Raw genomic sequence first — 24,364 nt, 5'->3', positions numbered from 1 at the left:
GCGGGTGTTCACAGCATCTGCATGCGACACAAAAACCTGTGGGAGCGAGCTTGCTCGCGATGAGGCCAGCCCATTCAACATCTTTCATCGACAGTGACACCGCCTTCGCGAGCAGGCTCGCTCCCACAGGAGGAACGCGTTCACTCCCAACCAGGTCGGCTCTCAGGCCGCCTCGCGGTGGACGTTGATCTCGGCGCCCCATTAACCACGATGGCCGAACGCAGGCATTGTGGAGTGGGCATCCCGGCATGGATGCCGGGATAGCTGCGCTGGGCCATGGATGGCCCTTCGCAGCGGGCCCACGGAGCAATGCCGGAGTGAGGGCACACCGAGCCTAGGCGAGGTGCCAAGTGGTGGGGCAGGAGCGCTTTGGTTACTTTCGCGCTTTTCGAAAGTGACCCGCCGTCAGGGCGGAACCCTAAGCAGCCGTTACCGCAGAAACGGATATACACACAAACTACAACCCCCCCGCCCATAGCGGTCCCACACCCAACCGAGACCGCCAGATCAATCCTTGGGCCGAGCATGCGCCGCCAACCGCTCCAACGCCGCCCGCAGATTGGGATCGCTAATGCCATCCGCCGTAGCCTGGATGGTCGCGGCCGCATCGGTAGACAGGTCCAGAGTGTGCCCCTTGACGCCCACCTGCACCGTAGGCGGCTGCACCTTGAACAAAATCCGCGTCAGACTGGCGAATTCTTCGAACACCTGCAATTGACGCAAAAGACGCTTTTGCTGATAGCGCAAACGCGTGGCCCAGTGGCCGTCGGTGACGATCAGCAGCAAGCTGCCTTCGCGCCAGGACGCCACGTGGCAATGCTCGCGCGCGGCAGGCTGCAACTGGCTGTCGAGCAGGCGCTGCAAGTGGCCCAGGCGTCTGGCGTGGCCGAAGATGGCTTTCAGCGGCTTGGCTTCGCGCAGCAGAACGGCGGGTGCCTTGGCTGGAAGAGGGCGGAAGGCCATGAATGAATACCGCAAGTGACAGAGGCGCCATGGTAGCAGAAAGCGCCGGGCACGCCTCGGCCTGATACCCAGCGGCTTTTACCCGCGCAACCAAAGCGTAACTTCTGCCTTTTGTGGGTTGAAGTTCGCGTAAAAGCCCTTATTTTATGCAGGCCCCGTCACAGCGCTGTGCCAGCATCGTGGAATAACGCCACTTTCCTCTCCATCGTTTCCGGGTAGAATGCTCGTTCGCATGCGGCCATGAGGGCTGCACGGGCGACTCACGGGGCCGCCCTCCATCCCTTTAGTGTGGAAGATCCTGCCGATATGTTTGCGCCTTTGTTAAAGAAACTTTTTGGAAGCAAGAACGAGCGTGAAGTCAAGCGCATGCTCAAGACGGTACAGACTGTCAATGCCTTCGAAGAGCAAATGGTGGCCCTTTCGGACGATCAGTTACGAGCCAAGACTGCCGAATTCAAGGACCGCATCGCCAAGGGGGAAACCCTTGACCAGCTCCTGCCTGAAGCCTTTGCGGTCGCCCGTGAAGCCGGCAAGCGGATCATGGGCATGCGCCACTTCGACGTTCAGTTGATCGGCGGCATGACCTTGCACGAAGGCAAGATCGCCGAAATGCGTACCGGTGAGGGCAAGACCCTCGTGGCGACCTTGGGCGTGTACCTCAACGCACTGTCCGGCAAGGGCGTGCACGTCGTGACGGTCAACGACTACCTGGCCCGCCGCGACGCCAACTGGATGCGCCCGCTCTATGAATTCCTCGGCCTGACTGTCGGTGTCGTCACGCCGTTCCAGCCGCCGGAAGAGAAGCGCGCCGCCTACGCCGCCGACATCACCTACGGCACCAACAACGAATTCGGGTTCGATTACCTGCGCGACAACATGGCGTTCAGCATGGAAGAAAAATTCCAGCGTGAACTCAACTTTGCCGTGATCGACGAAGTGGACTCCATCCTCATCGACGAAGCCCGTACCCCGCTGATCATTTCCGGTCAGGCCGAGGACAGCTCCAAGCTGTACATCGAGATCAACAAGCTGATCCCGCAGCTCAAGTTGCACGTCGAGGAAGTCGAAGGCGAAGTGACCCAACCCGGGCACTACACCGTTGACGAGAAGACCCGTCAGGTCGAGCTCAACGAAGCGGGTCACCAGTTCGTCGAGGAAATGCTCACCCGTATTGGTTTGCTGGCTGAAGGCGAGAGCCTGTACTCGGCCCACAACCTGGGCCTGCTGACCCACGTTTATGCTGGCCTGCGTGCGCACAAGCTGTTCCATCGCAACGTCGAATACATCGTGCAGGACGGCCAGGTCGTACTGGTGGACGAACACACCGGCCGTACCATGCCGGGTCGTCGCCTGTCCGAAGGCCTGCACCAGGCCATCGAAGCGAAGGAAGGCCTGAACATCCAGGCCGAGAGCCAGACCCTGGCCTCGACCACCTTCCAGAACTACTTCCGCCTGTACAACAAGCTGTCCGGCATGACCGGTACGGCCGACACCGAAGCGTTCGAATTCCACCAGATCTACGGCCTGCAAGTGGTGGTGATTCCGCCGAACAAGCCATTGGCCCGTAAAGACTACAACGACCTGGTGTTCCTGACCGCCGAAGAGAAGTACGCGGCGATCATCAACGACATCAAGGAAGGCATGGCCCAGGGCCGTCCGATCCTGGTGGGTACCGCCACCATCGAGACTTCCGAGCACATGTCCGCCCTGCTCAACAAGGAAGGCATCGAGCACAAGGTCCTCAATGCCAAGTTCCACGAGAAGGAAGCCGAGATCATCGCCCAGGCCGGTCGCCCGGGTGCGCTGACCATCGCCACCAACATGGCCGGCCGTGGTACCGACATCCTCTTGGGCGGCAACTGGGAAGTGGAAGTCGCCAGCCTGGAAAACCCGACCCCCGAGCAGATCGCGCAGATCAAGGCCGACTGGCAGAAACGTCACCAACAGGTGCTCGAATCCGGCGGTTTGCAGGTGATCGCTTCCGAGCGTCACGAGTCGCGTCGTATCGACAACCAGCTGCGTGGCCGTGCCGGTCGCCAGGGCGACGCCGGTTCCAGCCGTTTCTACCTGTCCCTGGAAGACAGCCTGATGCGCATCTTCGCCTCTGACCGGGTGAAGAACTTCATGAAGGCCTTGGGCATGCAGCCGGGCGAGGCGATCGAGCACCGCATGGTGACCAACGCCATCGAGAAGGCCCAGCGCAAGGTCGAAGGCCGCAACTTCGATATTCGTAAGCAACTGCTGGAGTTCGACGACGTCAACAACGAACAGCGTAAAGTGATCTATCACATGCGTAACAGTTTGTTGGCCGCCGACAACATTGGCGAAACCATCGCCGATTTCCGCCAGGACGTGCTCAACGCCACCGTCAGTGCCCACATTCCGCCGCAGTCGTTGCCGGAGCAGTGGGACGTCGCTGGCCTGGAAGCCGCCTTGCAGAGCGACTTCGGCGTGGCGTTGCCAATCCAGCAATGGCTCGACGAAGACGATCACCTGTACGAAGAAACCCTGCGCGAGAAGCTGCTGGCCGAACTGATCGCCGCGTACAACGAGAAAGAAGACCAGGCCGGCGCCGAAGCGCTGCGCTCCTTCGAGAAGCAAATCGTGCTGCGGGTGCTGGACGACCTGTGGAAAGACCACCTCTCGACCATGGACCACCTGCGTCACGGGATCCATTTGCGTGGTTACGCCCAGAAGAACCCGAAGCAGGAGTACAAGCGCGAGTCCTACACGCTGTTCTCCGAGTTGCTCGACTCGATCAAGCGCGACTCGATCCGTGTGCTGTCTCACGTTCAGGTTCGCCGCGAAGACCCGGCCGAGGAAGAAGCCCGCCTGCGCCAGGAAGCCGAAGCCCTGGCTGCGCGCATGCAATTCGAACACGCCGAAGCGCCGGGCCTGGAAGTGGTCGCCGAAGAGGGCGTCGATGTGGATGTCGCCTTGGCGACCGCACCGGTGCGCAACGAGCAGAAGCTGGGTCGTAACGAACTGTGCTATTGCGGTTCGGGCAAGAAATACAAGCATTGCCACGGGCAGATCCAATAAACCCGTTCCAACGCTGAACCACCCGCGCCGCGACCGGATTTTATCCGTCGCGGCGTTTTGCCATTTTGATTCGCCGTCCCAATGAGGATGGCATCGATATACATCTAATTTAGGAGCGCATTCATGGCTGTTGGTCTTGGTCCGTTGCCCACGTTGCACCCGGTTGCCGGTTTTGAACTCGGTATCGCTTCGGCGGGCATCAAGCGCCCCGGGCGCAAGGACGTCGTGGTCATGCGTTGCGCCGAAGGTTCGACGGTCGCTGGCGTGTTCACCCTCAACGCCTTTTGTGCCGCGCCGGTCATCCTGGCCAAGCAACGCGTGCAGGGACCGGTGCGTTACTTGCTGACCAACACCGGTAACGCCAACGCCGGTACCGGCGCGCCAGGCCTGGCCGCTGCCGAGCGCACCTGCGCCAAGCTGGCGGAACTGACCGGTGTCGACGCCAGCCAGGTGCTGCCGTATTCCACCGGCGTGATCGGCGAGCCGCTGCCGGTCGAGAAGATCGAAGGTGCGTTGCAAGCCGCTCTCGATGATCTGTCGGAAAACAACTGGGCCGCCGCCGCCACCGGCATCATGACCACCGACACCTTGCCCAAGGGCGCGAGCCGCCAGTTCGAGCACGATGGCGTGACCATCACTGTCACCGGTATCAGCAAAGGCGCAGGCATGATCCGCCCGAACATGGCGACCATGCTTGGCTACATCGCCACCGACGCCAAGGTCTCGCGCCAGGTGCTGCAAGACCTGATGCTTGACGGCGCCAACAAGTCGTTCAACCGCATCACCATCGACGGCGACACCTCCACCAACGACTGTTGCATGCTGATCGCCACCGGCAAGGCCAGCCTGCCGGAAATCACCGAAGCCAGCGGCCCGCTGTTCGCGGCGCTGAAGCAGGCGGTGTTTGAAGTGTGCATGGAAGTGGCCCAGGCCATCGTGCGTGACGGCGAAGGCGCGACCAAGTTCGTGACCGTGCAGGTGAACGGCGGTGGCAATCACCAGGAATGCCTGGATGTCGGCTACACCGTGGCGCACTCGCCGCTGATCAAGACCGCATTGTTCGCCTCCGACCCGAACTGGGGCCGCATTCTCGCCGCCGTTGGCCGGGCCGGCGTGCCTGAGTTGGACGTGAGCAAGATCGATGTGTTCCTCGGCGAAGTCTGCATCGCCAGCCAAGGCGCTCGCGCTGCGACCTACACCGAAGCCCAGGGCGCGGCGGTCATGCAACAGGAAGAAATCACCATCCGTATCGAGCTGGGACGGGGTGATTGCAGCGAAACCATCTGGACCACCGATCTGTCCCACGAGTACGTCAAGATCAACGCTGAGTACCGGACTTAACAGGCTCGGGACCGAGTTGCTGCCATCGCGAGCTTGCTCGCGATGGCGCCAGAACAGACACCCCAGAACCATAAGAAAGGAATCCAGGCATGAGCATGCACCTGATCATTGGCGACCAACGCATTTCTTCCTGGTCCCTGCGCGGCGCGTTGGCCCTGGCGCTGACCGGCGCGAAGTACACCGAAGAGCTGGTCAGGCTCGACCAGCCCGACACCCGCGAGAAGCTGCTCAAGTATTCGGCCACGGCCAAGGTCCCGCTGCTCAAGACCGAGTTCGGCGTGATCGCCGACTCCCTGGCGATTGCCGAATACCTGGCTGAACAGTTTCCCGAGGCCAATCTCTGGCCCAAGGACGTTGCCGCCCGGGCCCAGGCGCGCTCGGCTTGTGCACAAATGCACAGCGGCTTCTTCGCCATTCGCAACCACATGCCCATGGACCTGCTGCACGATGCACCGCTGTCACCCATGCCGGCTGACGTCCAGGTGGAAATCGAGCGGATGCTGGCGCTGTGGGCCGAATGCCGTGCCGCGGCGACCGAAACCGGTCCTTACCTGTTTGGCCGCGTGAGCCTGGTCGATGCGTTTTTTGCCCCTGTTGCCGTGCGCTTGCGCACTTATCAGGTGAAACTGTCGCAGGTCGATGAGGCCTACGTCGAAACCCTTTATCAATGGCCGGCGTTCAAGGCGTGGCAACACGCTGGCCTGGAGGACACTGCGCGGTGAAACGAGTCCATGTGGCGGCGGCGGTCATTCGCGACGCCGCCGGTAAAATCCTGATCGCCCGAAGGGCCGACACCCAGCACCAGGGGGGCCTGTGGGAGTTCCCCGGTGGCAAGGTCGAGGCCGATGAGTCCGTCGAAACCGCCCTGGCCCGTGAACTTCATGAAGAGCTGTGCATTGTCGTCGATGCCGCCCGACCGTTGATCAAGGTGCGCCACGATTACCCGGACAAACAGGTGTTGCTGGATGTCTGGGAAGTCTCGGCGTTCACCGGCCAGCCCCACGGCGCCGAAGGGCAGCCGTTGGCCTGGGTGACGGCCCGAGATCTGACGAACTATGAGTTTCCGGCGGCCAATCAGCCGATTGTCGCGGCGGCCCGTTTGCCGGGTGAATACCTGATCACGCCTGACGGCCTTGAAACACCGGCCTTGCTGCGCGGCATGCAGAAGGCGATTGCCGGTGGGATCAAGTTGGTCCAGCTACGTGCCCCCAACGGTTACGACCCGCAATACCGCGATCTGGCGGTGGACGCGGCGGGGCTGTGTGCCGGCAAGGCCCAGCTGATGCTCAAGGGCCCGTTCGAATGGCTGGGGGATTTTCCTTCCGCTGGCTGGCACATTACCGCCGCGCAACTGCGCAAGCATGCAGCGGCCGGTCGACCGTTTGGCAAGGACCGCTGGCTGGCGGCCTCCTGCCATAACGCCGAGGAACTGTCCCTGGCGCAGCAGATGGACGTGGACTTCGTGACACTCTCGCCGGTGCAACCGACCCAGACCCATCCCGATGCACAGCCGTTGGGGTGGGCAGAGGCGGCGCGGTTGATCGAGGGCTTCAACAGGCCGGTTTATCTGTTGGGCGGGGTCGGGCCTGGCGAGCGGCAAAAAGCCTGGGAGGCCGGGGCGCAGGGTGTGGCGGGGATTCGGGCGTTTTGGCCAGAGGCTTGAAGCTGCAGTGAACTGATTGTTACTGATCGTTCCCACGCTCTGCGTGGGAATGCCTCAACGGACGCTCCGCGTTCGGCTCTGGAGGGGGACGCGGAGCGTCCCGGGCTGCATTCCCACGCAGAGCGTGGGGAACGATCATGCAGGTGATCAGCCCTCAGGCTTGGCCGCCGCTTCCCAAAGCACCTCCGCCACCCCTTGCCGCCGGGCAATGACCCGCGCGGCCACGAACAGCAGATCCGACAACCGATTGATATAGGCCAGCCCCGGCCCGGCCAGCGGCTCCATGGCGTTCAATTGCTGGCAGCGCCGCTCGGCGCTACGGGCCAGGCTGCGGCAGACGTGGGCCTGGGCTACCAACGTCGAGCCTCCTGGCAGGATGAAGTTTTCCAGGGGGCCCAATTCCTCGTTCCACCCATCGATCGCCGCTTCCAGCCGCTCGATTTCCGCGACGTTCAAGGCCTGATAAGCCGGCATCGCCAGTTCCCCGCCGAGGTCGAACAGACGGTGCTGACAAGGGGCGAGCACGTCACTGACCTCCTTCAGCCCCGGATGCCGGGTCGTTTCAGTGGCGAGCCCGGCCAGCAATAAACCCAGCTGGCTATTCAGTGTATCCACTTCGCCGATGGCCTCGACCCGTGGGTGGTCCTTTGCCACGCGGCGACCATCGCCCAACCCGGTTTCACCTGTGTCGCCGGTGCGGGTGTAAATCTTCGACAGGCGAAAACCCATGCTCAGCGCTCCAGTTGTCTGTTTTCCTGCGGCACCATTGAAGTGCCGGCCAGGGGCAGGCGCAAGGTGAAGCAGGTGCCTTGGCCCGGCGCCGACTGCACTTCCATCTGGCCCTTGTGGTTGTTGGTGATGATGAAATACGAGACCGACAGCCCGAGGCCCGTGCCCTGGCCGATCTCCTTGGTGGTGAAGAAAGGTTCGAAGGTACGTTTGCGCACGTTCTCGCTCATGCCGATGCCATTGTCCTCGACCTGGATTTCCGCCCACGGCGGATTCAACCGCGTGCGCAGGATGATACGCCCCGGTTCGCTGTCGTCCTGGCGCTGATGGATCGCCTGGGCGGCGTTTTTCAGCAGGTTGAGCAGCACCTGTTCCAGCTCGTTGGCCGTGCCGGGCACCGGGCCCAGGTTCGGGTCGAACTGACGGGTGATCGCCTGGCCCTTGAAGTCGAAACCGATGGCCAGGTCGAAGTCGTTGCCAGCGATTTCCACTGCCTGGTCGATCAGCGCGGGCAGGTCGCAAGGCGCCATTTGCCGGGTACTGCGACGACTGAAACTGAGCATGTGGGTGACGATTTTTGCTGCCCGGGCGCCGGCTTGCTGGATACCGTCGAGCAACTGCGGGATCTCCCGACCCTGGAGGTAACGATTGACCTCCTCTAACTGGATACCCAGCAGCTCGGCCTGTTCGAGGTTCTTGGGCAGTTCCGGCGACAGGCGACGGCGGATGTTCTGCACGTTGTGCAGGATCGCGCCCAACGGGTTGTTGATTTCATGGGCCATGCCCGCTGCGAGGCCGCCGACCGAGAGCATTTTCTCCGATTGCACCATCATTTCTTCCAGCGACAGGCGCTGGGTGATGTCATCGATCCGGATGACCACGCCACGCCCGGCGCCGCCCATCAGCGGGTAGAAGGTGAGGGCGTAATGCCGGGCTTCGTCGTCCTTGGTCCAAGTGACGCGTTCGATCTTGGCCACCGTGTGCTGCTCGACGGTCTGCTTGAGCTGCGGCAGGTAGGGTTTGAGCGGTTCGAAGGCGAGGAAGATCGGCTGGTTCAGCGCCTCGTCCAGCCGTGTGCCGGAGAGGGCGCTGGCTTCCTGGTTCCATTGGGTGACGTAGAGCTGCTCGTCGAGGGCGATCAGCGCCGACGGCATGGAGTCGATAATGCTGTTGAGGTAATTCTGGAAACCGGTGAGCTTTTTCTCGATCTTGCTGCGCACCTGGACTTCCAGTTCCAGCTTGCGATTGGTGTGGCGGGTTTCTTCCGCCAGGCCCTGGGCCTGGTCGTAGGCGGCCTGGGAGTCGTCCCGCGCGCGCTTGAGTTGCTGCTCCCGGGCTTCGATGCGCGAGAGCATGGTGTTGAACGCCTCGGCCAGGCTGCCGATCTCATCGTGGTTGCCGCGTGCGGCACGCAGGGCATAGTTCTCTTCGCGGGTGACCTGGCGTGACAGTTCTTCGAGTTGATGGATTGGCTGGGTGATCAGGCGCTTGATCTGCTGGGCAATGATCAGCCACAGCAACACGCTGAAAATCAGGATGCCGAGGCTGGCAGTCAGGGTGCCGGTGTAGAACGCGGTCGGCAATTCGCTGCTGGCCACCAGTAACAGATGGCCGGGCACCGTGCCGGGGCGGGGCAGGGTGATGACCTGGTTGCTGCGAAATTCGCCCGCCTGCCAGGCTTGTATGTTGCGGTAATGGTCCGGCAGCTTGAGCTTTTCGCCCTGTTGCAGTTGTGCCAGGCGTTCGCCCTGGCCGTCGTACAGCGCCGCCGCCCGCAGCGGTGCGTAGCTGTTGAGCTCGTCGAGCAAGCGTTGGGCGCTTTGTGGCGATTGCAGGGCGTCGGAGATCAGGCTTGGATTGGCCACCAGCCGGCCAATGGTCTGCAGGGCCTGGGGTGCCATGCTTTCCTGGGAGATGTAGTAGGCGGCGCTGATAAAGGTCAGGTTGGCCACCAGCAGGACAGTGGTCAACAACACCAACAGGGCGGCCAGCAGTTTCTGGCCGACCGGGAGGTTTTCAAGGCGCTGGCGCAATGGCATCAGACTCGTCGCTAAAAAGGAATACGAGGGCCAGCGTAGCCGCTGCTCAGTCGCTGGGCAATCCGAGGTTGTGCAAGTGGACAATCAGTCGCTGTCGCAGTTGTTCCAGGTGCGGCACGCTCAGTTCATGGCGTTGAGCGACCTTGCAGGCATAACCGAGCAAGTAGCTGATTTCGGTGCGGCGCCGATTGGCGACATCCTGGTACATCGAGGAATAATTGGCGGCCGTGGCCTGGATCACCCGTTCGACTTCCGGCTGTAAATCTTCGGCCGCCGCGGGCTGGCCGCAGCGTTCGAGCAGGTCGGTGAGCTCCGCGCACAAGGTCGCCACTTCGCAGCGGTGTTCCTGCAAGCCGCCGTTCTTGCAGTGATGCAGCACGGTCAGCGGGTTGATTGCGCAATTGAGCGCCAGCTTGCGCCAGAGCCGGGTGAGGATGTCGGCGCTCCATTCGTGGGGAATGCCAGCGGCGGCCAGGTCGTCGAGCCAGAACGGCGCCACTGGGTGAGCAGGATCGCCCAGCCAGGTGTAGCCGTGGCCGGCGAATACCACGCGCCAGTCACCGTCGCGGAACGCGCCTTCGGTGCTGGAGGCGCTGATGCAACGGGCTTGGGGCACACGATTGGCCACCGCGTCCTGGCTGCCGAGGCCGTTCTGCAACAGGATAAGTTCCGATTCGGCGTCCAGGCGATGGGCCACCGAGGCCACGGCCGCTTCCGCGTCGTAGGCTTTGCAGGCCAACAGCAGGCGCCTGATCGGTTCTGGGTTGTCCGCCGTTTCGCCAGGTATCGGGTAGCTTTGCGCCTGGCCCTGTTCCTCCAGCGTCAGGCCGCCGGCGCTTCGGTAGGCTTGCAGGCGGGCTTCGTTGCGCAGCACCAGCCGAACCGGCAACCCGGCCCGGGCCAGGCGCGTGGCCCACAACGTGCCGAGACTGCCGGCCCCCAGGACATGCCAGGTGGTCGACATCAGTTTTTTACTCGGATTGGCGCAGGCATCTGAGGGCTCGCAGTGTCGGCAGGAAAAGAGCCGTTATAATGAGCCCGATTTTAACCACAAGCCAAGCGCGCGCCGTTGATACTGGCGCGCCTTTTTATTTGGAGAACACTACATGCCGTCATTCGACGTGGTATCCGAACTGGACAAGCACGAAGTCACCAACGCGGTTGAAAACGCCGTCAAGGAACTCGACCGTCGTTATGACCTCAAGGGCAAGGGCAGTTTCGAGTTCAAGGAAAAAGACCTGACCGTGAACCTGACCGCCGAGGCCGAGTTCCAGCTCGAGGCGATGATCGAGATCCTCAAGCTGGCGCTGGTCAAGCGCAAGATCGACGTGCAGTGCCTTGAGGTCAAGGACGCCTATGCCTCGGGCAAGCTGATGAAGCAGGAAGCCGTGCTCAAGGAAGGCATCGACAAGGAATTGGCAAAGAAGATCGTCGCTCATATCAAGGACGCCAAGCTCAAGGTGCAAGCCGCCATCCAGGGCGAGCAGGTGCGAGTCACCGGCAAAAAGCGTGACGACTTGCAGGAAGCCATTGCGGCACTGCGCGGCAAGGAATTCGGTATGCCACTGCAATTCAATAATTTCCGCGACTGATACTTCAGTGACCCTGTGGCGAGGGAGCTTGCTCCCGCTTGGGTGCGGAGCGCCCACCTATAAGGGGCTGCTACGCAGCCAGCGGGAGCAAGCTCCCTCGCCACAATGTGCTTCTGCAGGTCTTTTAGTGGCAACAGGAATAGGAGAGAGAGATGGACTTGAATGCTGAAGTGGATAACCTGGTCAAGGCTTCCCAGACCTGGATCCCCATGATCATGGAATACGGCAGCCGCGTGCTGCTGGCGGTCATCACCCTGGCCATCGGCTGGTGGTTGATCAACAAAGTCACGCAGAAACTGGGTGCGCTGCTGGCCCTGCGTAACGCTGACCTGGCGCTGCAAGGGTTCATCAGTACCCTGGCCAACATCATTCTGAAGATATTGTTGATCGTCAGCGTCGCTTCGATGATCGGTGTGGAAACCACTTCGTTCGTTGCCGCCATTGGTGCCGCCGGCCTGGCGATTGGCCTGGCCCTGCAAGGCAGCTTGGCGAACTTCGCGGGTGGCGTGCTGATCCTGCTGTTCCGTCCGTTCCGCATCGGTGACTGGATCGAAGCCCAAGGTGTGGCCGGTACGGTCGACAGCATCCAGATCTTCCACACCGTGTTGCGCACCGGTGACAACAAGACTGTCATTGTGCCCAACGGCAATCTCTCGAACGGCATCATTACCAACACCAACCGCCAGCCGACCCGCAAGGTGGTGTTCGATGTCGGCGTGGATTACCAGGCCGACCTGCAAAAAGCCCGGGAAGTGCTGCTGGACCTGGCCAAGGATGAGCGTGTGCTGGCGGATCCGGCGCCTGAAGCGGTGATTTCCACCTTGGGCGACAGTTCCATCACGGTGTCGCTGCGTATCTGGGTGAAGACTGCGGATTATTGGAGTGTGATGTTCATGCTCAATGAACAAGCGCGGGATCGCTTGAAGGACGCGGGTATTGATATTCCGTTTCCACAGCGAGTGATTCGGGTGGTTCAGGAAGGAGCAGCGCAATAATGATTCGCTATAACTTGGCCTGGGGTCAGGTTATGTTTAGTTAGCTTGCTATTTAACAAGCTGTGTTAAAGCTGACATGCGGTGGATATAAAAAAACCGCTCACCTGGATCAGGTGAGCGGTTTTTGTTTGTTGCGGGTGCAGCTATCGAATTAGCACTGAATTACAAGATGCTCAGTGGGTATTCGATGATCAGACGGGTGTCATTGTTGTCAGTGACTTGGCCGGCTTCGTTATAAGCGGTGTTTGCACGGTAGAACGCAGTACGCAGGCGGAAAGACAGGTCTTTGGCTGGACCGCTTTGCAGAACGTACTTGGTTTCGAAGTCCAGTTCGTGCTCTTTACCTTCTTCACCGCCAGTGGAGATGTTGTCACCTTTGACGTAACGAGTCATGAAGCTCAGGCCAGGAACGCCGTAGGTCTTCATGTTCAGGTCGTAGCGAGCCTGCCAGGAGCGCTCGTCCTGACCGTTGAAGTCGGAGTACTGGATGGAGTTGGCGAGGAAAATGGTACCGCCGCCGTCAACGCCATACACATAGCCGCTGTCACCGGAGGAGCGCTGGTGAGCCAGGGTGAACTTGTGGGCACCGATGGCATAGGCTGCTGCGAGGGACCAGATACGGTTGTCAACATCGCCGCTGATTTTCTGGCCCTGATCCTGGCTGTCATAACCGTTGAAGTCGAAGTTCAGGGACTGGTCTTCGTTGATCGGCAGGGTGTAGTTCAGGTTGATGTATTTCTTTTTGTAGTGATCTTCAACGTCGGAAGCCGCTACGCCTGCTACGAAATTGTCGGTGAACTGGTAGGTTGCGCCAACGATGTCAGCAGATTTCAGGCCAAGGCCGTCATCTCCCATGCCAGTTTGCGAGCTGATGGCGTTGAAATGACCTGCGCTCAACTCCAAGCCTTTGATTTCTTTGCTGGTGATCAGCGTACCCGTGGCAACTTCTGGCAGCAGACGGCTGTCGTCAGTCGAGAAAACCGGGCTGGTGGTGAACTGGTTACCGTATTTCAGGACGGTGTCGGACAGACGGAATTTAACCGCGCCGCCCACCTTCGATTGTGTGTCTTCCAGGTTGCCGTCGCTGTCACGAGCGAACAGACCGTTACCGGCACGACCGCTACCGCCATCAATGCGAACGGTGCCAAATGCGAAGCCATCAACGCCTACACCAACGGTACCTTGAGTGAAACCCGACTCGTAAATGGCACGAGCGGCAACACCAGACTCTTCACGATAACTTTGTGAAGTGCTTGGGTTGTTCTTGAAATCACGGTTCATGTACAGCGCACGGGTCAGAACAGTCAAGCTCTGATCTTCAATAAAACCCTTGGATTCTTCCTGGGAAGAGGCCATTGCGAACTGCGAGGTACTGGCCGATACAGCCAGTGCGATCATGCTCCACTTCATCACGCGCATCGTGATTTGCTCCTTTGGTTTTTAGAAGAGTACTGCCGTCCCACCTGTTTTTTTATCTGGGCGGCTCTTTCTTTTTGTGTCGGCGCAAACTTATATCACGTCGACATTCTTTGGCGATACTTGCCCATTCAACCTTTCAGCTTCTTTACGACCATGTCGCCAATGGCTCGATCCATGTCGCATTTCAGCTGGTCCGACGCAACCGTATCCACAACTTAATGTTGTTTTTTCTTTTCCGGCATCGGTGTAAAGAGTCCGTCATTACCGCGCTTGAAGCTCCTATGGGCAGCCTTGCCACTTTAATTTGTATGTCGGCAGGTTCTCGCTTCCGGCGAGGCCTTTGGACAGTGCGGGGATGAATGCAACAAGCATGCTCAAACCCGAATTTCGTTTACATTTTTTTCACATTTCACCGGTTGACGCGGTGAAACCTCATGAAACCGGGCTCCAAAGGCCTTGTTTTAAATAGGGTTGACTCGTGTGCGGCTCTCGTGATTGACGCCGACAAACGCGGCGAGACAATCAAAAACGTTACCGGTTCACCCTACCCAGTGAGTAGATCACGGATGCTTTGTGCACTGAGCGTAGACGCACTGTGCTGTTTTGGTGCAAAAAATTTTCCGGCTGTACGAAAATCTTACAACGCCGAGGCCTTGCGTGGGCCCCTGGCACGGTCCTGTCAGGACTGTGTGGTGCCGCTTGCGCTGTGTTGGTGCGTCAGCTTGCACAGGTTGATGCTGTGTGTTGAAAAAACTTCGCAGGACGAGCATCAGGACGGTACACCGTGATCGATCCGGCGTTCGCGGGTATGCTGCGCATCTGAGTCCGATGCAGGCCCGTAGGCCGCCAAACCGGGCAGAACCGATAACGAGCGAGGAGTACACGCGGTGTTCGCTTTAGATCCACGACTGCAACAAGACACATTGCCAATCGGTGATTTCCCATTGTGCCGACTGCTCTTGTCCAACGATTCGAACTACCCGTGGTTCATCCTCGTACCGCGGCGGGAAGATATCAGCGAATTGTTTCAATTGGATGACGTTGATCAACAACAGCTGTGGAAAGAAACCACGGCGCTGGCCGAAACCCTCAAGGATTCGTTCGATGCCGACAAGATGAACGTTGCAACCTTGGGTAACGTTGTCAGTCAACTGCACATGCACGTCATCGTGCGCAAACGGGATGACGCCGCCTGGCCCGCGCCGGTCTGGGGCAAGCACCCGGCCCAGCCTTATAATGCAGGGCAGGTCGCGGCCATTCGTGAACGGTTGCGAATGGCCTTGACCGATGATTTCAAGTTTCTGGAGGGCTGAACCATGAACCTTGAAGACCGCGTAACCGATCTGGAAAGCCGCCTGGCGTTTCAGGATGACACCATCCAGGCATTGAACGATGTGCTTGTGGAGCAGCAGCGGATCGTCGAGCGTCTGCAACTGCAGATGGCGGCGTTGCTCAAGCGCCAGGAAGAAATGGCCGGGCAGTTCGAGTCGTTCGAAGAAGAGGCGCCGCCTCCTCACTACTGACTGGGCCCGACTCTCGTTTGACGGGCAATAAAAAACCGCGAGCAGCCAGGCTGCATCGCGGTTTTTTTAGGGGCAGGGATCAGCGGCGCGGCAGCGCGGCGATCACATCTTCGGCCTGCAGGCCCTTGTCGCGGTTCATCACGGAGAACTCCACGCGCTGGCCTTCCACCAGGACGCGATGGCCTTCGCCACGAATGGCCCGGAAATGCACGAAAATGTCATCGCCGGAGTCGCGGGAGATGAAACCGAACCCTTTGGACGTATTGAACCACTTCACCGTGCCGGTATCGCGGTTGGACATGTCGTAGTTCTGCGCAGCGGCGGCCGGCGACGACTTCTTGTAGAAGCTGACGGCCAGGTGCAGTGCCACGGCGAGCAGTGCCGCGCCCAGGCTGAACAGAATGGCCGGTTGACCGCCGATTTCCGGCATGGGTGCCAGCAGGGCCAGGGTTTGCAGGGCAACGGCCAGTACCAGCAGGGCGCTGACCAGGTTTTGCAGTTGGTGACGTGGACCTTTGTTCCAGTAAGGGATGACGGGTGCAAGGGTCAGGTTGAGCAGGCCGAAAAAGGCCAGGTACAGTGCATCGGGGTGTTGCAGGTAAGGTGTGGCTTCGGAACCCAGGCTAGGGATGAAGGACAGCAGCAGGGCAGCTGCGCCCATTAGCAAGTGGACGATTTTCAACATTTTGATTGGCTCACGGTTAAGACAGATCACAAGGAAGAGCGGGTCGGGGACGGTTCGCTTCGAAACAATGAGAGGCGTTGGACACGTACCCGAATCAGCCTATGCGCCACACCCGGGAAAATAAGCGTAGCGACACACTGCCTATTTAACAGTAAAGCTCGGGCCTTCTCAAACCCGTTACGGGCGCGCACCGCGCTGTTCGTCGGCCAGAAAAGACTCGCCGATGCTTGAAGGTGCCAGGCAAACGGCGTTGAATTCCTCGAGGTGTCGGAACCGCCCGCTGCCCCGGCTTGTCGGTTCAGGAGGGCTGGCGATCTGTCGCAGGCCATCGGCGGCCAAAACCACTAGAGTTTGGGGCGTTGTCGAATTCATCACCGTCAGGAGATCAACCAGCATGGCAATTGATATCGGTATCAGTGAAGAAGACCGCAAATCCATCGTCGACGGGCTTTCGCGCCTGCTGTCGGACACTTATGTGCTGTATCTCAAGACCCACAATTTCCATTGGAACGTCACGGGGCCGATGTTTCGCACCCTGCACCTGATGTTCGAGGAGCAATACAACGAGCTGGCCCTGGCGGTGGACCTGATTGCCGAGCGCATCCGCGCCCTGGGTTTCCCGGCTCCGGGGGCCTACTCGGTGTACGCGCGCCTGTCTTCTATTAAGGAAGAGGAAGGCGTGCCTGGCGCCGAAGACATGATCCGGCAACTGGTCGAGGGCCAGGAAGCGGTGACGCGTACGGCCCGTGGCATCTTTCCCTTATTGGACAAGGTCAGTGATGAGCCCACCGCCGACCTGCTGACCCAGCGCATGCAAGTTCACGAAAAGACCGCGTGGATGCTGCGGGCGCTGTTGGAAAACTAATAGGGAGCGCGTTGTAATGTCGTGGCGAGGGAGCTTGCTCCCGCTGGGTTGCGCAGCGACCCCCATACCAGACGCTGATTCTTTGGAGGCTGGAAGATTTTGCGCCTGCTGCGCAGCCGAACGGGAGCAAGCTCCCTCGCCACAGGTGTAGGACGACGTAATTCGTCGCCTGCCTGCTGTTGGCTTGTCCTACGCCCATGGTCATAAAGTCGTCTGGAACTGGCGATGCCGTTGAGCTTCCATAGAGCCACAGGTGGATTGTTCCAACTGAGAGGCTCGTATGGCAAAGGAGTGTCAACGGTATGATTCAAGGAAAGGAACCGGAGGAGGGTGTGCGTGGGCGCTTTCAGTCCATCAGCGTCGATCCGTTCGTCAGGGGTTTCGACATGCAACTGGTGCGTCCCCTGGCCCGATCCATTCGTCTGAACGGGTTCGCCACCTGTCTGCGGCTGGAGCAGGTCTATTGGGATATCCTCGGCGACATGGCCCAGCTCAACAGCTGTTCCATCAGTACGTTGCTGTCCCATGTCGACAGAGAGGTGCACCTGCGCCATGGCGGGGTACGCAATTTCAGCGCGCTGGTGCGTGTTGTATGCGTGGTGCACGGTTTGAAGGAGACCGTGTCGCAGGTGGCGGACTGTCATTGACGGGTAGCTGCCCTGTCGATGACTGAGTCGGACTGCAAACGGCCTGTGCGGTCTTACGGCTGCACAGGCCGCATTTAATGGATATAATCCCGCTCTTTGCCGCAAAGCCCAGCCTTTGCGCGAGTAACCTGATCGCCGAGACAACCCCATGCCGATGTACGACTATCAATGTGCTTCCTGTGGTCATCAGATGGAAGCCATTCAAAAGATCAGCGCGGCACCGCTGGTCGACTGCCCTGCCTGCCAGGCGCCAGAACTGAAAAAGATGCTGTCCATGCCTGGTTTCCGCCTCGGCGGCACAGGCTGGTATGAAACCGACTTCAAGACCGGCGCCAAGAAGAATTTGGCCGGTGGCGACAAAGCAGATTGAGTTGAACACGCGCGAGTGCTTGCACGGGCAGGTCCTCCAACCGAATTTCGAATTACGAGAAGTGAAACCACTACCATGATGCGCAGCCATTATTGCGGCCAACTGAACGAAAGCCTGGAAGGTCAGGAAGTTACTCTTTGCGGATGGGTCCATCGTCGCCGTGACCATGGCGGGGTGATTTTCCTCGATATCCGTGATCGTGAAGGCCTGGCCCAGGTGGTGTTCGATCCGGACCGCGCTGACACCTTCGCCACCGCCGACCGCGTGCGCAGCGAATACGTGGTCAAGATCACCGGCAAGGTGCGCCTGCGTCCGGCCGGTGCTGGCAACGCCAACATGGCGTCCGGCATGATCGAAGTGCTGGGTTACGAGCTTGAAGTGCTCAACGAATCGGAAACCCCGCCGTTCCCACTCAACGAATACTCCGACGTGGGCGAAGAAACCCGCCTGCGCTACCGCTTCATCGACCTGCGTCGCCCGGAGATGGCCGAGAAGCTGCGCCTGCGTTCGCGCATGACCACCAGCATCCGTCGTTACCTGGACGAGAACGGCTTCCTCGATGTCGAGACGCCGATCCTGACCCGCGCCACGCCGGAAGGCGCCCGCGACTACCTGGTGCCGAGCCGTACCCACCCCGGCAGCTTCTTCGCCTTGCCGCAATCGCCACAGCTGTTCAAGCAACTGCTGATGGTGGCCGGGTTCGATCGCTACTACCAGATCGCCAAGTGCTTCCGCGACGAAGACCTGCGTGCCGACCGTCAGCCTGAGTTCACTCAGATCGACATCGAGACCAGCTTCCTCGACGAAAAAGACATCATGGGCCTGACCGAAGGCATGATCCGCAACCTGTTCAAGGAAGTGCTGGGCCTGGAATTCGGCGAGTTCCCGCACATGACCTTCGAAGAGGCCATGCGCCGCTACGGTTCCGACAAGCCGGACCTGCGTAACCCGCTGGAGCTGGTGGACGTGGCTGACCAGCTCAAGGACGTCGAGTTCAAGGTGTTCAGCGGCCCGGCCAACGACCCGAAATGCCGTATCGCGGCCCTGCGCGTTCCTGGCGGGGCCAGCATGCCGCGCAAGCAGATCGACGACTACACCAAGTTCGTCGGCATCTACGGTGCCAAGGGCCTGGCCTACATCAAGGTCAACGAGCGCGCCGCGGGTGTTGATGGCCTGCAATCGCCGATCGTGAAAAACATCCCTGAAGCCAACCTCAATGTGATCCTCGATCGCGTGGGCGCGGTTGACGGCGACATCGTGTTCTTCGGCGCCGACAAGGCCAAGATCGTCAGCGAAGCCTTGGGCGCGCTGCGCATCAAGCTGGGTCACGACCTGAAGCTGCTGACTTGCGAGTGGGCGCCAATGTGGGTCGTCGACTTCCCGATGTTCGAAGAAAACGACGACGGCAGCTTCTCGGCGCTGCACCACCCGTTCACCGCGCCGAAGTGCTCGCCGCAAGAGTTGGAGGCCAACCCGGCCACCGCTCTGTCGCGCGCTTACGACATGGTCCTGAACGGCACCGAGCTGGGTGGCGGTTCGATCCGTATCCACCGCAAGGAAATGCAACAGGCAGTGTTCCGCCTGCTGGGCATCGACGAAGCCGAGCAGGAAGAGAAGTTCGGCTTCCTGCTCGACGCCCTGAAGTACGGTGCACCGCCCCACGGTGGCCTGGCCTTCGGCCTGGACCGCCTGGTGATGCTGATGACCGGCGCCCAGTCGATCCGTGAAGTGATCGCGTTCCCGAAAACCCAGAGCGCGGCCGATGTCATGACCCAGGCGCCGGGTGTGGTGGATGCCAAGGCATTGCGCGAGTTGCACATTCGTCTGCGTGAACAGCCAAAAGCTGAGTAAGGCTGGCACCTGAGAGGGCGCATCTTCGGATGCGCCTTTTCATTGGGGTCGATATTTCTGATTGCCGGCCACTGCGTACGCGCAGGGCGGGCAATGTTCCAAAGAGAAACGGAGCGAGTTATGGCAGGTCATTCCAAGTGGGCGAACATCAAGCACCGCAAAGAACGTCAGGATGCCAAGAGAGGCAAGATCTTCACCAAGTGGATCCGTGAACTGACGGTCGCGGCCCGCCAGGGTGGCGGCGACCCCGGTTCCAACCCGCGCTTGCGCCTGGCCCTGGACAAGGCGCTGGGTGCCAACATGAGCCGCGACATCATCGACCGGGCCATCGCCCGTGGCGCGGGTGCGACCGAGGCCGACAACGTTGAAGAGCTGACCTACGAAGGTTATGGCCCGGGCGGCGTGGCGGTGATGGTCGAATGCATGACCGACAACCGCAACCGTACTGCCGCCGCCGTGCGTCACGCGTTCAGCAAATGCGGTGGCAACCTGGGCACCGACGGCTCGGTGGCCTATCTGTTCGAGCGCAAGGGGCAGATCAGCTTCGCGCCGGGCCTCGATGAAGATGCCCTGACGGAAGCGGCCCTGGAGGCCGACGCCGATGACGTGGTCAGTCATGAAGACGGTTCGTTCGACGTGTTCACGTCGTTCGCCAGCTTCTATGCCGTGCGCAACGCCCTGGAGGCGGCCGGCTTCAAGCCCGCCGACGCAGAGATCGTCATGCAGCCGACCACCAGTGCCGAACTGGACCTGGAAGGGGCCGAGAAGGTGCTCAAGCTGATCGACATGCTGGAAGACCTGGATGACGTGCAGAACGTTTATTCCAATGCCGATATTCCGGAGTCGGTGGCTGAACAGCTGGGCTGACGGGCGCTCAAGGCTTGTTTGAAATCATTGTGGCGAGGGAGCTTGCTCCCGCTGGAGTGCGAAGCGCTCCCAAAAAGGTCTGCTGCGCAGCCCAGCGGGAGCAAGCTCCCTCGCCACGGATCCACTGCAAGCCCTTGATGAGCTGTATCCTCTTGTAACCGCATTACCTTTCGCAGGCGCTATGACTTTAATCCTTGGTATCGACCCTGGTTCGCGCATCACCGGCTACGGTGTGGTTCGCGATACCGGGCGCGGCTGCGTGTACGTCGCGTCCGGTTGCATCCGCACCGGGGCGGGTGAACTGCACCAGCGCTTGCAGATCGTTTATCGCGGCGTTCGCGAAGTTATCCAGACCTACGGCCCGGTCACCATGGGCATCGAAAGGGTCTTCATGGCGCGCAACGCCGACTCGGCCTTGAAACTGGGGCAGGCCCGGGGCGCGGCAATCGTTGCTGGCGCCGAGGAAAACCTGGAGATCGCCGAGTACACCGCGACCCAGGTCAAGCAGGCGGTCGTCGGAACCGGGGCGGCGAACAAGGAGCAGGTGCAAATGATGGTGATGCACCTGTTGAAACTGGTCAGCAAGCCGCAGATCGATGCCTCGGACGCCCTGGCCATTGCCATTTGCCATGCCCATACCCGTTCCAGCCTGTTGCCTCACGGCCTGGGAACCGCACGCAGTCGTGGCGGGCGCCTGCGTCTCTGATAGCATCAGCGCAATCTTTCGTGAGCCCGAGCATCTTGCGCCTGTGTCGTCGGCCTTCCTGCCCGGGCTGTTACTCGCCAGCCAAGGCTGGCCAACACCCAAGGATCTGAAACGTGATTGGACGCTTGCGCGGCACCCTGGCTGAAAAACAGCCGCCGCACCTGATTCTGGATGTAAACGGCCTGGGCTATGAGCTGGAAGTGCCCATGACCACGCTGTATCGCTTGCCGTCGGTCGGCGAGCCGCTGACCCTGCACACCCATTTGGTCGTGCGCGAGGATGCGCAGTTACTCTATGGCTTCGTCGGCAAGCGCGAGCGGGATTTCTTCCGCGAACTGATCCGTCTCAATGGCGTCGGCCCGAAACTGGCCCTGGCCTTGATGTCGAGCCTGGAAGTCGATGAATTGGTGCGTTGTGTGCAGTCCCAGGACACTTCGGCCCTGACCAAGGTGCCGGGTGTGGGCAAGAAAACCGCCGAGCGCCTGCTGGTCGAACTCAAGGACCGCTTCAAGGCCTGGGAGGCGGTGCCGGCGATGTTCGCCCTGGTGCCGAACCAGCCGGATGCGCCTGCGCCTGCGGTCAGCGCCGAAAACGATGCAGTCACCGCGTTGATCTCCCTGGGCTACAAGCCGCAGGAAGCCAGCAAGGCGATTTCCGCTATCAAGGAAAAAGGCCTGAGCACTGAAGACATGATTCGTCGTGCCCTGAAGGGAATGATTTAAGTGATTGAAGCTGACCGCCTGATCGCCGCCACGGGCGCGCCCCGTGACCGCGAGGAAATCCAGGACCGCGCGATTCGTCCTGTCAGCCTGGCCGACTACATCGGTCAACCGACCGTGCGCGAGCAGATGGAGTTGTTCATCCAGGCCGCCCGTGGGCGCAGCGAGTCGCTGGACCACACCTTGATCTTCGGCCCGCCGGGCCTGGGCAAGACCACCCTGGCCAACATCATTGCCCAGGAAATGGGCGTCTCGATCAAGAGCACGTCCGGGCCGGTCCTCGAGCGGCCGGGTGACCTGGCGGCGCTGCTGACCAACCTTGAGCCCCATGATGTGCTGTTCATCGACGAAATCCATCGGCTGTCGCCGATCGTCGAGGAAGTGTTGTACCCGGCCATGGAAGATTTCCAGCTCGACATCATGATCGGCGAAGGGCCGGCGGCACGCTCCATCAAGTTGGACCTGCCGCCCTTCACCCTGGTGGGCGCCACCACTCGCGCAGGCATGCTGACCAACCCGTTGCGCGACCGCTTCGGTATCGTCCAGCGCCTGGAGTTCTACAACAACGCCGACCTGGCGACGATTGTCAGCCGCTCGGCGGGCATCCTCGGGTTGCCGCTGGACCCGGACGGTGCGTATGAGATCGCCCGGCGTGCCCGGGGCACGCCGCGGATCGCCAACCGCCTGCTGCGCAGGGTCCGGGATTTTGCCGAAGTCCGGGCCAAGGGCCACATCACCAAGCCGATTGCCGACCTGGCGTTGAACCTGCTGGACATCGACGAGCGTGGTTTCGACCACCAGGACCGGCGCCTGCTGCTGACCATGATCGAGAAGTTCGACGGTGGCCCGGTGGGCGTGGACAGCCTGGCGGCGGCCATCAGCGAAGAGCGCCACACCATTGAAGATGTGCTGGAACCGTACCTGATCCAGCAGGGCTACATCATGCGTACCCCTCGCGGGCGCGTGGTGACCCGTCATGCTTATCTGCATTTTGGTTTAAACATCCCGACACGAATGGGTGAGATGCCGGTGGTAGACGAATTCCTCGATGCCGTGGACGATTGAACGAGCTCTGTACGCCGACTTTTTTCCAGTTCGTGCTGTCCCAGACGACGCCTGGAGCGTCAATGCGTTCGAGAATGAAAAAACAGTTGCCTGGCCGATTGGCAACCTGAGGAGTAAGCACTAGAGTATGCGCGCGCAAAACGGGCTGGAGTCGTTCGCACATCGCTGTCGCGTTTATTACGAGGACACCGATGCTGGCGGCATCGTCTACTACGTCAATTACCTCAAGTTTATGGAACGGGCTCGAACCGAACGGCTGCGGGAACTGGGTTTTGCCCAATCCGCGCTGGCAGGGGAGGACCTGTTATTCGTCGTGCATTCCAGCGAAGCGCGCTACCACGCGCCGGCGCGACTGGACGACGAGTTGCTGGTAAGTGCCGATGTCATCGAATTGAACCGTGTCAGCCTGCGTTTCAAGCAGCAGGTCAGGCGGGCTACGGATAACGTGCTGCTCTGTGACGGGCAGTTTTTGGTGGCCTGTGTGCGCACCCATAGTTTGAAACCCCGGGCCATTCCCGAAGCTCTACGTGCGGCCTTTGCCGGCGTGAGCGGCGCGGGTACACACTCAGAGCAGGAGATAAAGCGTGGAAGCTAACGTCGTCGACCATTCCTCCATGTGGAGCCTGGTCAGCAATGCCAGCGTCGTGGTGCAACTGGTAATGCTGACCCTGGTAGCCGCATCGGTGACCTCATGGATCATGATCTTTCAGCGCAGCAACATGCTGCGCGCCGGTCGTCGTGCCCTGGAGAGCTTCGAGGAGCGTTTCTGGTCCGGCATCGACCTGTCCAAGCTCTATCGCCAGGCCGGTAGCAACCCTGACCCGGACTCGGGCGTCGAGCAGATCTTCCGTGCCGGCTTCAAGGAGTTCTCTCGCCTGCGCCAGCAGCCGGGCGTCGACCCTGAGGCGGTGATGGAAGGTGTGGCCCGTGCCATGCGCGTCGCCATTTCCCGCGAGGAAGAGAAGCTCGAACAGGGCCTGTCGTTCCTGGCCACCGTTGGTTCGGTCAGCCCGTACATCGGTCTGTTCGGTACCGTGTGGGGGATCATGAACTCCTTCCGTGGCCTGGCTTCCGCCCAGCAAGCGACCCTCGCCACCGTGGCCCCGGGTATCGCCGAGGCACTGATCGCCACCGCCATCGGTCTGTTCGCGGCCATCCCGGCCGTTATCGCCTACAACCGCTTCGCTGCCCGCAGCGAAATGCTGACCGGCCGTTACTACACCTTCGCCGATGAATTCCAGGCGATCCTGCACCGTAAAGTGCACACCAGCGAAGAATAAGCA

The 24,364-nt window shown here is 60.6% G+C and carries 24 protein-coding genes; 18 read left to right on the top strand and 6 right to left on the bottom strand.

What is annotated here, in order from left to right; genetic code table 11:
* Window positions 1–507: 507 nt before the first annotated feature.
* On the bottom strand, window positions 508–963 hold the full coding sequence (locus BM300_RS06850) for a DUF721 domain-containing protein (RefSeq protein WP_072349345.1): 456 nt from the start codon (window positions 961–963) through the stop codon (window positions 508–510).
* A gap of 306 nt (window positions 964–1,269) precedes the next feature.
* Between BM300_RS06850 and secA the strand changes: the two genes are divergently transcribed.
* The 4 genes from secA to BM300_RS06830 all read left to right on the top strand — a co-directional run bounded on the left by secA (window position 1,270) and on the right by BM300_RS06830 (window position 7,009).
* Window positions 1,270–4,005, top strand: coding sequence for a preprotein translocase subunit SecA (secA, locus tag BM300_RS06845; protein ID WP_063324599.1), 2,736 nt, complete (start codon window positions 1,270–1,272; stop codon window positions 4,003–4,005).
* Window positions 4,006–4,128: 123 nt separating this feature from the next.
* Window positions 4,129–5,346, top strand: a complete 1,218-nt coding sequence (gene argJ / locus BM300_RS06840) for a bifunctional glutamate N-acetyltransferase/amino-acid acetyltransferase ArgJ (RefSeq protein WP_057452545.1) — start codon at window positions 4,129–4,131, stop codon at window positions 5,344–5,346.
* A gap of 89 nt (window positions 5,347–5,435) precedes the next feature.
* On the top strand, window positions 5,436–6,068 hold the full coding sequence (locus BM300_RS06835; RefSeq protein WP_092462388.1) for a glutathione S-transferase family protein: 633 nt from the start codon (window positions 5,436–5,438) through the stop codon (window positions 6,066–6,068).
* The gene (locus BM300_RS06830) at window positions 6,065–7,009 is read left to right on the top strand and encodes a Nudix family hydrolase (protein WP_092462386.1); all 945 of its coding nucleotides are present in this window, start codon (window positions 6,065–6,067) and stop codon (window positions 7,007–7,009) included. Before BM300_RS06835 ends, BM300_RS06830 begins: the two co-directional genes overlap by 4 nt.
* 147 nt (window positions 7,010–7,156) lie before the next feature.
* On the opposite strand, the gene BM300_RS06825 is transcribed toward BM300_RS06830, so the two are convergent.
* From BM300_RS06825 to BM300_RS06815, 3 genes are read right to left on the bottom strand one after another with little or no spacing between them, the layout of a single operon-like run.
* Complete coding sequence (locus BM300_RS06825) at window positions 7,157–7,738, bottom strand: cob(I)yrinic acid a,c-diamide adenosyltransferase (protein ID WP_063324603.1); 582 nt, start codon at window positions 7,736–7,738, stop codon at window positions 7,157–7,159.
* Window positions 7,739–7,740: 2 nt separating this feature from the next.
* Window positions 7,741–9,777 (bottom strand): sensor histidine kinase, encoded by a 2,037-nt coding sequence (locus BM300_RS06820; protein ID WP_063324604.1) that lies wholly within the window; start codon window positions 9,775–9,777, stop codon window positions 7,741–7,743.
* A gap of 46 nt (window positions 9,778–9,823) precedes the next feature.
* A complete protein-coding gene (locus tag BM300_RS06815) occupies window positions 9,824–10,741 on the bottom strand; it encodes a putative 2-dehydropantoate 2-reductase (protein WP_092462384.1) in 918 nt (305 codons plus the stop codon).
* Between the two features lie 142 nt (window positions 10,742–10,883).
* On the opposite strand from BM300_RS06815, the gene BM300_RS06810 reads away from it, so the two are divergent.
* Both BM300_RS06810 and BM300_RS06805 read left to right on the top strand, forming a co-directional pair.
* Window positions 10,884–11,369: a YajQ family cyclic di-GMP-binding protein gene (locus BM300_RS06810; protein ID WP_060740892.1), complete on the top strand. Its 486-nt coding sequence runs from the start codon at window positions 10,884–10,886 to the stop codon at window positions 11,367–11,369.
* Between the two features lie 152 nt (window positions 11,370–11,521).
* A complete protein-coding gene (locus tag BM300_RS06805) occupies window positions 11,522–12,364 on the top strand; it encodes a mechanosensitive ion channel family protein (RefSeq protein WP_063324606.1) in 843 nt (280 codons plus the stop codon).
* 162 nt (window positions 12,365–12,526) lie between these two features.
* Here BM300_RS06805 and BM300_RS06800 read toward each other — a convergent pair whose 3' ends face one another.
* Window positions 12,527–13,783, bottom strand: a complete 1,257-nt coding sequence (locus tag BM300_RS06800) for an OprD family porin (protein WP_092145109.1) — start codon at window positions 13,781–13,783, stop codon at window positions 12,527–12,529.
* A gap of 887 nt (window positions 13,784–14,670) precedes the next feature.
* On the opposite strand from BM300_RS06800, the gene BM300_RS06795 reads away from it, so the two are divergent.
* The gene (locus BM300_RS06795; RefSeq protein WP_092145111.1) at window positions 14,671–15,096 is read left to right on the top strand and encodes an HIT family protein; all 426 of its coding nucleotides are present in this window, start codon (window positions 14,671–14,673) and stop codon (window positions 15,094–15,096) included.
* Between the two features lie 3 nt (window positions 15,097–15,099).
* A complete protein-coding gene (locus BM300_RS06790) occupies window positions 15,100–15,306 on the top strand; it encodes a SlyX family protein (protein WP_003205050.1) in 207 nt (68 codons plus the stop codon).
* 79 nt (window positions 15,307–15,385) lie between these two features.
* Here BM300_RS06790 and BM300_RS31525 read toward each other — a convergent pair whose 3' ends face one another.
* Window positions 15,386–15,991, bottom strand: a complete 606-nt coding sequence (locus BM300_RS31525) for a cold-shock protein (protein WP_003205048.1) — start codon at window positions 15,989–15,991, stop codon at window positions 15,386–15,388.
* A gap of 394 nt (window positions 15,992–16,385) precedes the next feature.
* Between BM300_RS31525 and BM300_RS06775 the strand changes: the two genes are divergently transcribed.
* From BM300_RS06775 to tolQ, 10 genes are all read left to right on the top strand, one after another.
* Window positions 16,386–16,856: a Dps family protein gene (locus BM300_RS06775; RefSeq protein ID WP_092145112.1), complete on the top strand. Its 471-nt coding sequence runs from the start codon at window positions 16,386–16,388 to the stop codon at window positions 16,854–16,856.
* 302 nt (window positions 16,857–17,158) lie between these two features.
* Entirely contained in the window at window positions 17,159–17,503 is a 345-nt protein-coding gene (locus tag BM300_RS06770) for a ribbon-helix-helix domain-containing protein (protein WP_063324611.1), read from the top strand.
* 148 nt (window positions 17,504–17,651) lie between these two features.
* Window positions 17,652–17,873, top strand: a complete 222-nt coding sequence (locus tag BM300_RS06765) for an FmdB family zinc ribbon protein (RefSeq protein ID WP_003178589.1) — start codon at window positions 17,652–17,654, stop codon at window positions 17,871–17,873.
* Window positions 17,874–17,948: 75 nt separating this feature from the next.
* Window positions 17,949–19,724: an aspartate--tRNA ligase gene (aspS, locus tag BM300_RS06760; protein ID WP_058542615.1), complete on the top strand. Its 1,776-nt coding sequence runs from the start codon at window positions 17,949–17,951 to the stop codon at window positions 19,722–19,724.
* 120 nt (window positions 19,725–19,844) lie between these two features.
* Entirely contained in the window at window positions 19,845–20,591 is a 747-nt protein-coding gene (locus BM300_RS06755; protein ID WP_018614256.1) for a YebC/PmpR family DNA-binding transcriptional regulator, read from the top strand.
* Between the two features lie 181 nt (window positions 20,592–20,772).
* Window positions 20,773–21,297: a crossover junction endodeoxyribonuclease RuvC gene (gene ruvC, locus BM300_RS06750; RefSeq protein WP_092345659.1), complete on the top strand. Its 525-nt coding sequence runs from the start codon at window positions 20,773–20,775 to the stop codon at window positions 21,295–21,297.
* Between the two features lie 113 nt (window positions 21,298–21,410).
* Window positions 21,411–22,019, top strand: a complete 609-nt coding sequence (ruvA, locus tag BM300_RS06745) for a Holliday junction branch migration protein RuvA (protein WP_058542614.1) — start codon at window positions 21,411–21,413, stop codon at window positions 22,017–22,019.
* Complete coding sequence (gene ruvB / locus BM300_RS06740; protein WP_003178599.1) at window positions 22,020–23,081, top strand: Holliday junction branch migration DNA helicase RuvB; 1,062 nt, start codon at window positions 22,020–22,022, stop codon at window positions 23,079–23,081.
* Window positions 23,082–23,208: 127 nt separating this feature from the next.
* Window positions 23,209–23,676 (top strand): tol-pal system-associated acyl-CoA thioesterase, encoded by a 468-nt coding sequence (gene ybgC / locus BM300_RS06735; protein ID WP_092462382.1) that lies wholly within the window; start codon window positions 23,209–23,211, stop codon window positions 23,674–23,676.
* On the top strand, window positions 23,666–24,361 hold the full coding sequence (gene tolQ / locus BM300_RS06730; protein ID WP_014339916.1) for a protein TolQ: 696 nt from the start codon (window positions 23,666–23,668) through the stop codon (window positions 24,359–24,361). Before ybgC ends, tolQ begins: the two co-directional genes overlap by 11 nt.
* The last annotated feature ends 3 nt before the right edge of the window (window positions 24,362–24,364 follow it).

This window comes from Pseudomonas sp. NFACC46-3 (assembly GCF_900114515.1).
GTDB classification, from domain to species: Bacteria; Pseudomonadota; Gammaproteobacteria; order Pseudomonadales; family Pseudomonadaceae; genus Aquipseudomonas; species Aquipseudomonas fluorescens_Q.
The sequence above is the reverse complement of the archived record's forward strand: the minus strand, read 5'-3'. Positions and strand labels throughout refer to the sequence as shown.